Below are 11,600 nucleotides of genomic sequence, written 5' to 3'. Positions count from 1 at the left end.
CGGGAGCTGATTGCTCGTCGAGGTGGGGGGCAGATCCACGGCCCGCACCCCGACGCCGGGCCGGCCGGGGCGTAGGACGACCTGGTCGAGCGAAACCCGCTGCCGGTGCAGGAAAAACCGGCCACGCAGCGGCTGTCCTACGGCGTTGGCTGCTGCGATGATCTCGTCGTGTCTGACGCTGGCCGGGCCCTGGAGTGCCGCAGGTGCGGCCGACCCGTGCGGGTGGGCCGCCAGAACTACGAACTCTTCGAAGGCATGCACTACGTGTGCTTCCACTACGAGTTCGAGCACGATCCGGCGGATCCCGATGAGGACTGTGGTGTGGCGGGTTGTCCCTCTGCACCCGCAGCGCGTCACAAGGAACGGCTGCTCGGCGAGGTACGACAGCTTCTGGCTGACTGGTCCGACGGCCCGCCTGCCAACTGGGACAACACAACGTTGCCCGACTATCTTGAGGCGCTCGCCGGCTGGCTGAACGACTGTGACGGCTACTACCAGAGCCGAGGACTGCCCGTTCCGTGGAACGGTTGGGAGGTAACGGCTGCCGCGATGCGCGCCGCGACCCTGTACGAGTGAGTGATTCATAGGCCGCCGTCAGCGTCGGGCTTCAGGGGCTTGCCCAGGACCAAAACGTCCTCATGGGCGATCAGGTGCATCGGCACTCCGCCGGCCCTCGCCCTGCGGACCTGCTGAAGCTGGAAGAACGACGGACGGGCCACCAGGGCGCCGTCGCGGACCGCCGCCAGCAGCGCGACGCACCGCTCGAGCGGCACGAGGCCGGCGGCAGTGCCGGCGGCCAGGACCGCCGAGGGCAGGTCGACCAGTTCCCCGCGCTTGCGCCACGGCCGGGCGGTCACCACGACCACCCCGCCGGGACGCAGCAGGCTGAAGCAGCCACGCAGGATGTCGGTGAACCCTGCGGCCAGCCCCGCCAGAGACGGGCGGTAGGCGAGGTTTCCCTTGTCCTCGCCGTATCGGTCGTCGGACTTGACCACCCCGTCGGCGCCGGGACGGACCAGGCCGTGCACGGTCGGTCCGTACGGGGGCGAGGTGACCACGAGAGCCACCTGTCCGGCAAGCGCTTTCGGGACCAGGGACATCAGTCGGGTCGCGTCGCCGCGGATCACCGCGCCCCGTCCATTAGCGCCTTGCTCGTGGGCGTGGGCAAGGTTCGCGTCGGCGATGTCGGACCAGCGGGACTCGTACTCGACGCCGATCGCGTCGCGTCCGGCGTGGACGGCTTCGACCAGGGTGGTGCCGATCCCGCACATGGGGTCGAACACCAGGTCGCCGGGCCGGGTGTAGGCGTGGACCGCGTGCGCGGCGATCGCTGGCAGCATCCGGGCCGGATGCTTGACCGACTCCGGCACGTACCGGCCCCGCCGCTGCACAGGGCCGTTCGACTGGGCGGTCGCCCAGACGGACAGGCCGTCGGGATCGGCGCGGTGCCGACCCTGGTAGTCGCCGGAGGGGGCGCCGTTGTCCGGCTGGTTCGGGCCGTACGGCCCGGCGGTGTTCTCGTCAGGCACGGTGCTCACCGCCGTCACCGTCGCGGTGGCGTCGCCGACCCGGCCCGGTAGGGGCTGGCTGTTGCGGGGTGAAGACCAGCAGGTCGGCGTGCACCCGCCAGTGGGCGACTGTCCACTGCCCGCCGCTGGCGTGCGCCAGGGCGAGCAGTTCCTCGTCGGTGACGTGGTAGACGAAATGATCGCCGTCGGTATCGGCGGCGACCGCCACGATGTGCTGCAGGTAGCCGAGTCCCGCGCGGGAGGCGGCGGCCACCAGCGGGCCGAAGTCCTCCGGCGTGGGCGGCGTGCCGGTGCCGCCGACCACGAGGACGAGGCAGCCACCGGGGCGCAGCAGCCGGACGCAGGCGGCCAGGAGCCCGGCGAGCCGGGTCTGGGCGGGCGTGTCGGCGTCGTGCAGCGGCCAGCAGGCGACCACCAGGCTGGTGGCCGCGTCCACCGGCCCGTCGTCGTACGGGCGGGCGGCCGTGCCGTCGGTACCGGCGCGGTCGGGGTCGGTGAGGTCGTCGCCGAACCAGTCGGCGAGCTCGGGCGGGTCGAGCTCGTTGTTCTCGTCGCTGGCGTCGAGGTCGGCTGGCCCGGACAGGTGCTCGGTGGTCACCTGCGGCTGGTGTGGGGTGAGGGCTTCGATGACCAGGTGGGAGCTGTCGGTGAACCAGGCGCGGTGGTGCCGGCGCCCACCCCGACCGCAGGTCGCGGTCAGGGCGTGGTCGGTGGTGAGGTCGACGACCGCGTCGCCGGGCCGGCTGTAGGCGGCGACGAGGCGGTAAGCGAGACGGGTGGGCAGGCTGGTGTGGGTTTCGGCGCCGGTACGTGCCGTGCGCCAGACCGTGATCGGTACCGGCGGGTCACCGGCGACCAGGTCGATGAGTGCGGAGTCGGCCGGCTCGATACCGTCCGGGTCGTGCGGGTGCGGCGTGTGCTCGCTCATATGGATGTCGGCTCCGCGCCGCGCCGTGAAGCGCTGACACCCCCAAACCGGGTCTTGTGAGCCCTGGCGAACTCTTCCGGGACTCACAGCCGCTCACAGCCACCGACAGCGCACGGATAGTCCTGCTTCATGCCGGTTTGGGCTTCCTGGTGCTGCAAGGTGTCTCGATGCGGTCGAACTGCCAGCGGAGGGAACAATCGGCCTTGCCCCGCCGGCCAGTCACGCTGTGTTACTGACAGTAGGCACCGTTCCGCGTCGGCCGGGATGAAAGAAAGGACGGGAGGACCGGCGTCGACCAGCGGTGTGAGACGGCGCCGCTGTCACAGGAGCGGCCGAGCGTCGCCCGCGAAGGGGTCTCGGGTGATGGTCGCGTCGTGTCACAGGCCGGGATCGGGGCGAGTGTCGCAGGGGCGCGGGTGGGCTGGCACGGGTTCGGCGGCGACAGGTTGTGACAGCGGTGCTGTGAGCGGGACCGGCTGTCACAGGGGCGCCCGTGCGAGCGCTGTGAGCGTCGGCCACGCCAGGCACGGGACTGCACTGCCGGGGTGGCATGGGCCGTTGTCACGGCCGTCCGGATGCCTCTGACACAGCCTCTGTGAGGTGTCACAGGGCAGGTCAACCGGCCTTTGCCAGCACTTCTGTCAGCGATCACAGTCGATGACAAGCCGATGTCACAGGTCGTACGCCAGCGGCCGGGAGGCGCTCGCTCATCGGATGGTTGAGCAGCTTTGTCAGAGCCGTGTGAGCCCGCTGTGGCGGAATCGGCGTCACCGATCGCCGAGACGCACCGGCGATGCCATCGACCCCCTTCCTTGTCACAGGAGCTTTGACATGAGCGTGTCCGACACGACGGACTGGCCCACCTCCGCCCTTGACGCGGCGGCGACCGCGTTCGCCGCCCTGACCTGCGAGCCCCAGCCGATGGTGCTCGACTGCACAATCTTCGACCCCGGCCGAGGGCTGCCGACGGAGGCGATGCCGCTGCCCGCGCTGCGGGACTGGCTGCTACGCCACCCTGACGCCTACACGGCCCGTGACGAGGTGTGGCGGGAACTGATCCGCCGGGCCCGGCTCGACGGGCCGCAGTGGGTCGTCGCGGCCGTCGGCATGGCGCTGCCGGCGCTGCGGCAGTACGCGGCCCAACTGTCCGCCGTCCACGGCGGCGACCCTGCGGACCTCGACGCCGAAATCCTCACCGGCTTCCTGACCGCGCTACGCGACCGCGTCGACCTGGCCAGGCCGGCACCTTATGCGAGCCTGTGCAAGGCGGCCTGGCGGGCCGGACACCACCTGCTGCGGCAGCAGCGGGAGTACCTCCCGGTGGACGACATCGAGCACGTCGCCGCCGGCCCCCGCATTCCGCGGGTGCCCTACGGCCACCCGGACCTGCTGATCCGGCGTGCGGTGACCCTTGGCATCCTCGACCCCGAGGACGAGCAGGCCTACGTCGATGTACGGCTCGGGCACCGGGCGATCGAACCCATCGCCGCCACGACCGGGGCCAGCGTCGACGCCCTGCGCATGCGCCTGTCCCGCATCGACAGCCGAATCGCCGAGGCACTCGCCGACGGACTGCTGACCGGTACGGCATCGCCGGAGACCAGGGCCCAACTGCGGGCCCAGGCGGCACAACGCGCAAGGCTGCGGGCCGCCCGGGCGACAGCCGCCGTACGCAGAGTTGTTGTCCCAGTCGCCTGATCCTCGATCTGAACGGCTGTGGCCCGACGCCGAGCGTCGGGCCACAGCCGTTTCACGTCTTCGTACATCGGGGTTCTCGCGGCGATGTACCGGGGCGCCAACCAGCGATAGGCCGGTTGCATCGTGATCGGGCGTGGTCGGCTGTCTGTATGTCCTGTTTGGTGAGTGTGGCCGATGCGGTGGTGTGGTACACCGGAGTCGACCGTTCTCGTGTCGGAGGGGTTACCCGTGGTTGATGTTGGTGAGATGGCCGGCGCGGTGGTGCCGTTCCTGTCGGCTGCAGCGGGCGTGTACGGCAGTGCGGTGGTGCAGCGGGTGACGGACCGGGGCGCGGACGTGACGGCTGACGTGGCGGTGGGGTGGGGACGGCGGCTGATGGGACTGTTCCTGGGGTCGTCGCGGTCGGCGCAGGTGGGTGCGGCGGTGACGGACGTGGCGGAGAATCCGGATGACGAGGCGTTCACGGCGGCGTTGTTCGCGCAGGTGCGTCGGGCGCTGGCCGAGGACGACCGGTTGGCCGGCGAGGTCGCGGCCATTCTGGCCGAGGCGGGCGTGGCCGGCGGGAGCAAGTTCACCGTGACCGTCTCCGGGTCGACGGGTGTGCAGGTCGGAGACCACAACACGCAGACGATCACCATGGCCCCGCCGCCCGCGCGGTGACCCGTTCGTCCGACCCGGACCGGGTCGCGGTCGACGGCTCCACGGGTGTGCAGATCGGGTCGGACAACGTACAGAACATCGCGTCCGTGGACGCGTCCACCGTGCCGTCACCGCAGGCCGTGGCGCAGGTGGCCGGGGTCGACAACCTACCGGTCGGATCCGCGGTGTTCGAGGGCCGGGACGTGGCCGAGCTGGCGGAACTGTTGCACGGGGCGCGGACGGGCGTGGTCGTCGGACAGGCCGCCGTCCACGGCCTGGGCGGAATCGGCAAGACCGAACTCGTGCTGCACTACGCACGCGGCTACCGGGACCGGTACGGCCTGGTCTGGTGGATCACCGCAGACACCGCCGACAACGTCGGACTCGGGCTGGCCGGCCTGACACGGCGGCTGCATCCGGTGGCAATGTTGGCCGACACGCAGGCGTGGGCGGTGGGCTGGCTACAGGCGCACCGGGACTGGCTGCTGGTGCTGGACAACGTCGAGGACATCGCCGACATCACGTCGTTGCTGGGGCAGGTCGCCGGGCGCGGGACGGTCCTGGTGACGACCCGCCGTGACCTGGGCATGGCCCGGTGGGCGCGGTACGGCCTGGCGCCGCTGCGTCTCGGGGTGCTCGACCGGGCGGCGAGCGTACGGCTGCTGACCCGGCTGACCGGGGTGGACGACGAGGCCGGCGCGGACCGGCTCGCCGCGGATCTCGGTGACCTGCCACTGGCGTTAGAGCAGGCCGCCGCGTACATCAGCCAGCATCACGGCCTCGACTTCGACGGCTATCGGCGGTCGCTGACCGAACAGAGTTCCCGCATCCTGTCGCACCCGGGAGAAGGCGCCGCGACCCGTAGTGTCGCCCGGATCTGGCAGGTCAGCATGACCGCCATCCGCCAGCGTTCACCGCTCGCGGCGCGGGTAATGGCCGTGCTGGCATGGCTGGCACCCGACGCCCTGCCCGAAGACGTACTGGCAGGCCTGACCGACGACACACTCGAACTGGGCGAGGCGCTGGCGTTGCTGGCCTTCTACAGCATGATCAGCCGTGCCGAGGGTACGGTGAGCGTCCACCGCCTGGTACAGGCTGTCACCCGCGACAGCAGCGCCACCCCACCACCGGAAACCGCGAGCCGCCCCACCGACCAGGCCGCCGCGCTGCTGGTGCAGGCGATACCCGACGACCCGATCGACAACGTGGCCGGCTGGCCGCGGTGGAAGCTGCTGCTTCCCCACATCGACGCCCTCATCACCAACATCGGTACCGGACACGACAACGTGAATCTGCTGATTCTCGGCGACTGGGCGGCGCGCTACCGTCTGTTCCAGGGCCAGCTCGTCCCCGCCATCGCCCAGTTCGAACAGATCCTCACCGCCAAGCGGCGAATACTCGGCGACAACCACCCTGACACCCTGGCCTCCCGCAACTACCTCGCCTCCACCTACCAGGTCGCAGGACAGATCACCGAGGCCATCACCCAGTTCGAACAGGTCCTCACCGACCGACGACGCATACTCGGCGACAACCACCCTGACACCCTGGCTTCCCGCCACAACCTCGCCGACGCATACCAGGCCGCGGGACGGATCACCGAGGCCATCACCCAGATTGAACAGGTCCTCACCGACCGACGACGCATACTCGGCGACAACCACCCTGACACCCTGGACTCTCGCCACAGCCTCGCCTCCACCTACCAGACGGCAGGACAGATCACCGAGGCCATCACCCAGTTCGAACAGGTCCTCACCGACTGCCAGCGGGCACTAGGCGACAACCACCCGCATACCCTGATCACTCGCCACAGCCTCGGCTGCGCCCACCACACCGCAGGACAGATCACCGAGGCCATCACCCAGTTCGAACAGGTCATCGCCGACTGCCAGCGGATACTCGGCGATAGCCACCCGCGCACCCTGATTGCCCGTCATAACCTCGCCGGCGCCCACCACACCGCAGGACAGATCACCGAGGCCATCACCCAGTTCGAACAGGTCCTCACCGACTGCCAGCGGGCACTAGGCGACAACCACCCGCACACCCTGCTCACCCGCCACAGCCTCGCCTACGCCCACCACACCGCAGGACAGATCACCGAGGCCATCACCCTGCTCGAACAGGTCCTCACCGACCGACAGCGCATACTCGGCGACAACCACCCGGACACCCTGGACACGGAGTCGTTGCTCCGTGCCGCCCGAGACACGGAATAGTCCCAACTGTCTCGGTTTGATCGGCGAATATCGTCCTCTCCGGATGGCTTGAAGTTGATGCAGCCCTGTCCGAGCCATCGATGCCTGGCCGCGAGCACCTCCCTACTCGTCTTGTCCAGAACGTTCGGCCGAGCCAGCACGGACGGCCCTGGAATTCGGTTGCTGACCTGCGTTGTGAGCTTCCTATCGGTGTTGTGAGAGTTGTGTGAGAGCGGTCGGCGTTCGCCAGGGCTCACAAGACCGGGTTTGGGGGTGCGGGACTCTTCCGGGTCTGACACGGCTCGCCGGTCCCGCCCGCCGTCGGGCACGGCGAGGAGCGGACGTGATCCGCGTTCCCCGGGTGCCGCGCCAGTTGATGCGCTGACACCACATCGATTACCGCAACCACCCTCGAGGGAGGACAAGCTCCTCCCGGGGCTGGCGCGGATCTTGGTCGTCTTCGCCTGTGCCCGGCGGCGGTCCCAACCGTTCTCAAGCAAGCGCCGCGACCCGTGCCGCCTACGGGCGCGGCGGGAGGTGAACCGTCATGTCCCGCATCCCGCTACTTCACACCCTGCTGGCCCGCCCCGCTGCCCGCACGGCGCTGCGTCTGGCAGCACCCCTGACCGGCATTGGCCTGGCCCTGTGGCTTCCCGCCGCCGCGTACGCCGACCCCGGAGCGCCTGTCCATCTGGTGGTGAACTCGCTGCCGGTGGTGATCGGCAACCTGCGGAACTGGATCATGGGAATCCTGGCCGCGGTCGCCACCTTGTTCCTCGTTCTGGCCGGGGTGTACTGGGCCACCGCCGGTGGTGACCCGGCGCAGGTCGAGCGGGCCAAGCTCGCCCTGCGCAACGCCCTGATCGGCTACGGCCTGGCGGTCCTGGCCCCGATCCTGCTGCAGGTCGTCCAGGGCATCGTCGGGGGCTGACCGGCATGGGAGGGCTCTTCGATCAGGTCCTCGACTGGCTGACCGGGGCAGTCCTGGACTGCCTCGACGCGATCTTCGGCCTGGTCACCGGGGTGCTGCTGACCACGCCGCAGGTCACGGCGCTGCCGCAGGTGCAGGCGCTCACCGGCCGGTCGGTCTGGATCGTGGACACCGTCTTCGTCCTGGCGTTCGTCGCCGCCGGCGTGCTGGTCATGGTCGCCGGTGGCAGCGAACAGTCCCGGTACACGGTCAAGGACCTGCTGCCGCGGCTGGTCGTCGGTTTCACCGCCGCGCACTTCTCCCAACTGGTCTGCGCCCAGCTCATCGACGTCGCCAACGCGCTGACCGGGGCGGTCAGCGACGGCGGCCCCGACAGTGACAGTGCGTTCGCGGCGATCCGGACCCACCTCACGGCCGGCCGGGACCAGACCGTCGCCCTGCTGTTCCTAATCCTGGCCCTAGTCATCACCGCGCTGATCGCGACCACCGCGGTCCAGTTCGTCGGCCGGATCGTGGCGCTGCTGGTCCTGACCGGTATCGCGCCGCTGGCACTGGCCTGTCACGCCCTGCCGCAGACCGACCCGGTCGCGCGCATGTGGTGGCGCTCCTACACCGGCTGCCTGGCGATCCCGGTCGTCCAGGCGTTCTTCCTCACCGCCGGAGAGCAGATCCTGCTCGACCCGGCGGCGCTGCTGCCCGTGCTCGGCCTTCCGGTCGAGCCCGGCGGCGTCCTCAACCTGCTCGTCGTGGTGGTCCTGTTCTGGACGACCACCAGGATCCCCGGGCTGATGGCCCGCTGGGCGGGGCAGCCGGGACGGGGCCCGAACGTGCTCGGCGCGGTCGTGCGTGTCGTCGTGGTGCAGCAGATCACCCGCAACCTTCCCGGACTGAACATGCTTCGGAGGACCTCACGTTGACCAGACCCGAACCGGATGAGCCGTCGTCCAGGGCCCGCATGGCCGCCGACGTTGACGCGCCCGACAAGGTCGCCTACGGGCTGACGTTCCATCAGCTGGCGATCGTCGCCGCCGGCGCACTCTGCTTCTACGGCGTATGGCGCACGCTGCACGACGTCGTACCCGCGCCGCTGCTCGTCGGCGCCGGGGTGGTGTTCGGCGGCCTGGTCACCGGACTCGCGCTCGGCCGCCGCGACGGCCTGTCCCTGGACACATGGCTGCTCCACGCGATCCGGCACACTCGTGGCCCGCGTTCGTTGTCCACCGCCGGTCCGGCATCCGGTCAGGGGTTGCCGGACTGGGTCGAACCACCGAAGGCCGGTCGGATGCCGCTGCCGGCGCCGTTACGGCTGCCCGCCGACGCCATCGACGACGACGGGCAGATCGCCCTCGGCGGCGTGCGGGCGGCGATCGTCGGGACCACGACCGTGAACCTGGCACTGCGCACTCCGGCGGAGCAGGCGGCCCTGATCGATGGCTTCGGGCGCTGGCTCAACAGCCTGGCGACGCCGACCCAGGTCGTCGTGTCCGCGCAGCCGGTCGACCTGGCCTCCCACAGCCGTACCCTCGCCGCCGCGTCTGATGCCCTGCCGCATCCGCGGCTGCGGGAGGCATGTGCCGACCACGCCGAGTTCCTCGCCGATCTCGCCGCCCGCCGCGACCCGCTGCGCCGGCAGGTCCTGGTCGTCACCCGCACCGCCACCGGCGAGCAGGGCGGTCACGCCGCCCTGCGGCGGGCCGACGACACCGTACGGGCGTTGTCCGGGCTCGGCGTCAGCCCGCAGGTGCTGGACGGTCCGGCGGTCACCGCCGCCCTCACCAGCGCGGCCGACCCCTACCGGCCGCCTCGCCCGGGTGGACTGGCCCCGCCCGACGCCGTCATCACCACAGCCTCACAAATGCGAAGGACGACAAACAGATGATCACCACCAAGCGACACGGCATCCGCCGCTTCGGCGGCCTGCGGCCGGCCGGTGTGGCCGCGACGGTCGCGCCGGCCGCGGTCGAGGTCACGCCTCGCTGGCTGCGTGTCGGCGACGGGTACGCGGCCACCATGGTCGTGACCGGCTACCCGGCCGAGGTCGGCCCGGCCTGGCTGGAGCCGCTGCTGTCCTGGCCCGGCCGCCTCGACCTCGCCCTGCACGTCGAGCCGTTGCCCGGCCCGGTCGCCGCGGCACGGCTGCGAAACCAACGCGCCCGGTTCGAGTCCAGCCGCCGCGCCGACACCGGCAAGGGCCGGCTCGTCGATCCCCTGGTCGAGGCGGCGGCCGACGACGCCGCCGACCTCGCCGACCGGGTCGCCCGGGGCGCCGCGAAGCTGTTCCGGGTCGGCCTGTACCTGACCGTGCACGCCCGCAGCAAGGCCGAACTGGTCGAGGCGTGCGCCCAGGTCCGGGCCGCGGCGGCGTCCACCCTGCTCGAGGTCCAGCCGGCGACGTGGCGGCAGCTCGCCGGCTGGACCACCACCCTGCCCCTCGCAGCCGATGGGCTGCGGATGCTGCGGACCATGGACACCCAGGCCCTCGCCGCCGCGTTCCCGCTGTCGAGCCCGGACCTGCCCGCTCCACTGCCCGGTGACCCGCCCGCGACCGGCGGCGTGCTCTACGGCACCAATCCGGCCAGTGCCGGCATCGTCTGGTGGGACCGGTGGGCGCAGGAGAACCACAACTCCGTCGTCCTCGCCAGAAGCGGGGCCGGGAAGTCGTACTTCGTGAAACTGGAGATCCTGCGCAGCCTCTACCAAGGCGTGCAGGTCGCGGTCGTCGACCCGGAGGACGAGTACCCGCGGCTCGCCGACGCGGTCGGCGGCAGCATCGTTCGGCTCGGCCTGCCCGGCGTGAAGATCAACCCACTCGATCTGCCGGCCGGGGACCGCCGCCCGGACGTGCTCACCCGCCGGGGCCTGTTCCTGCACACCCTCGTCAGCGTCCTGCTCGGACACCAGCCCCCACCCGCCGAGCGGGCCGCGCTGGACCGGGCCATCATCGCCGTCTATCTGCAGGCCGGCATCACCGCGGATCCGGCCACCCACCACCGGCCAGCGCCGCTGCTACGCGACCTCGTCGCGATCCTGGACGCCGACGGCGACCCGGCCGCGGTGAACCTGACTGCCCGGCTCGCGCCGTGGGTGCGGGGCAGCTTCAGCAACCTGTTCGACGGGCCGACCACCCACACCCCGAGCGGGCACCTGGTCGTCTGGTCCCTGCGGCACCTGCCCGACGAGTTGCGGACCGCCGGCACCCTGCTCGCGCTCGACTCGATCTGGCGTACCGTCGACGCCCCCGAACATCCGTCGCAGCGCAGGCTCGTCGTGGTCGACGAGGCCTGGCTACTGATGCGCGACGGCGAGGGCGCGAAGTTCCTGTTCCGCATGTCGAAGGCCGCGCGCAAGCGCAACGCCGGGCTGACCGTGATCACCCAGGACGCCGCCGACGTGCTGGCCACCGACCTCGGCCAAGCCGTGGTCTCCAACGCCGCCACCCAGATACTGCTGCGGCAGGCGCCGCAGGCCATCGACGCCGTCGCCGCCGCGTTCGGGCTGACCGGCGGCGAACGCCGCCTGCTGCTGTCCGCCCGCCGCGGCCACGGCCTGCTGATCTCGGGCACCAACCGGACCGCGTTCGAGGCCATCTCCTCGCAGGCCGAGCACCTCCTGGCCACCACGAACCCGGCCGAGCTGACCGACCCCGGCGAGGAGGACGAGGGCCTGTGACACCA

Annotated in this window: 10 protein-coding genes; 8 read left to right on the top strand and 2 right to left on the bottom strand. The window is 70.9% G+C overall.

The window, feature by feature from the left end; translation table 11 throughout:
- The first annotated feature begins 105 nt into the window (after window positions 1-105).
- The gene (locus Prubr_RS13220) at window positions 106-576 is read left to right on the top strand and encodes a DUF7660 family protein (protein ID WP_212825297.1); all 471 of its coding nucleotides are present in this window, start codon (window positions 106-108) and stop codon (window positions 574-576) included.
- Window positions 577-581: 5 nt separating this feature from the next.
- Here the strand turns inward: Prubr_RS13220 and Prubr_RS13215 are convergent, their stop codons facing one another.
- Together Prubr_RS13215 and Prubr_RS13210 are read right to left on the bottom strand one after the other, a co-directional pair.
- Window positions 582-1,538 (bottom strand): TRM11 family SAM-dependent methyltransferase, encoded by a 957-nt coding sequence (locus Prubr_RS13215; RefSeq protein ID WP_425518010.1) that lies wholly within the window; start codon window positions 1,536-1,538, stop codon window positions 582-584.
- On the bottom strand, window positions 1,522-2,457 hold the full coding sequence (locus Prubr_RS13210) for a class I SAM-dependent methyltransferase (RefSeq protein WP_212825295.1): 936 nt from the start codon (window positions 2,455-2,457) through the stop codon (window positions 1,522-1,524). The genes Prubr_RS13215 and Prubr_RS13210 overlap by 17 nt, the downstream gene beginning before the upstream one ends.
- 831 nt (window positions 2,458-3,288) lie before the next feature.
- Between Prubr_RS13210 and Prubr_RS13205 the strand changes: the two genes are divergently transcribed.
- The 7 genes from Prubr_RS13205 to Prubr_RS13175 all read left to right on the top strand — a co-directional run bounded on the left by Prubr_RS13205 (window position 3,289) and on the right by Prubr_RS13175 (window position 11,595).
- On the top strand, window positions 3,289-4,155 hold the full coding sequence (locus Prubr_RS13205) for a hypothetical protein (protein ID WP_212825293.1): 867 nt from the start codon (window positions 3,289-3,291) through the stop codon (window positions 4,153-4,155).
- Window positions 4,156-4,383: 228 nt separating this feature from the next.
- Window positions 4,384-4,815 carry an RIP homotypic interaction motif-containing protein gene (locus Prubr_RS13200; RefSeq protein WP_212825291.1) on the top strand — a complete coding sequence of 144 codons (432 nt, stop codon included), beginning with the start codon at window positions 4,384-4,386 and terminating at the stop codon, window positions 4,813-4,815.
- Window positions 4,812-7,016, top strand: coding sequence for a tetratricopeptide repeat protein (locus Prubr_RS13195; RefSeq protein ID WP_212825289.1), 2,205 nt, complete (start codon window positions 4,812-4,814; stop codon window positions 7,014-7,016). The genes Prubr_RS13200 and Prubr_RS13195 overlap by 4 nt, the downstream gene beginning before the upstream one ends.
- 526 nt (window positions 7,017-7,542) lie before the next feature.
- On the top strand, window positions 7,543-7,926 hold the full coding sequence (locus Prubr_RS13190; protein WP_212825287.1) for a pilin: 384 nt from the start codon (window positions 7,543-7,545) through the stop codon (window positions 7,924-7,926).
- 5 nt (window positions 7,927-7,931) lie between these two features.
- Complete coding sequence (locus Prubr_RS13185; RefSeq protein ID WP_212825284.1) at window positions 7,932-8,843, top strand: TrbL/VirB6 family protein; 912 nt, start codon at window positions 7,932-7,934, stop codon at window positions 8,841-8,843.
- A gap of 38 nt (window positions 8,844-8,881) precedes the next feature.
- Window positions 8,882-9,805, top strand: a complete 924-nt coding sequence (locus tag Prubr_RS13180) for a PrgI family protein (protein ID WP_212827971.1) — start codon at window positions 8,882-8,884, stop codon at window positions 9,803-9,805.
- Window positions 9,802-11,595: a VirB4 family type IV secretion system protein gene (locus Prubr_RS13175; RefSeq protein WP_212825282.1), complete on the top strand. Its 1,794-nt coding sequence runs from the start codon at window positions 9,802-9,804 to the stop codon at window positions 11,593-11,595. The genes Prubr_RS13180 and Prubr_RS13175 overlap by 4 nt, the downstream gene beginning before the upstream one ends.
- Window positions 11,596-11,600: the final 5 nt, after the last annotated feature.

Source organism: Polymorphospora rubra (assembly GCF_018324255.1).
GTDB lineage: Bacteria > Actinomycetota > Actinomycetes > Mycobacteriales > Micromonosporaceae > Polymorphospora > Polymorphospora rubra.
The sequence above is the reverse complement of the archived record's forward strand: the minus strand, read 5'-3'. Positions and strand labels throughout refer to the sequence as shown.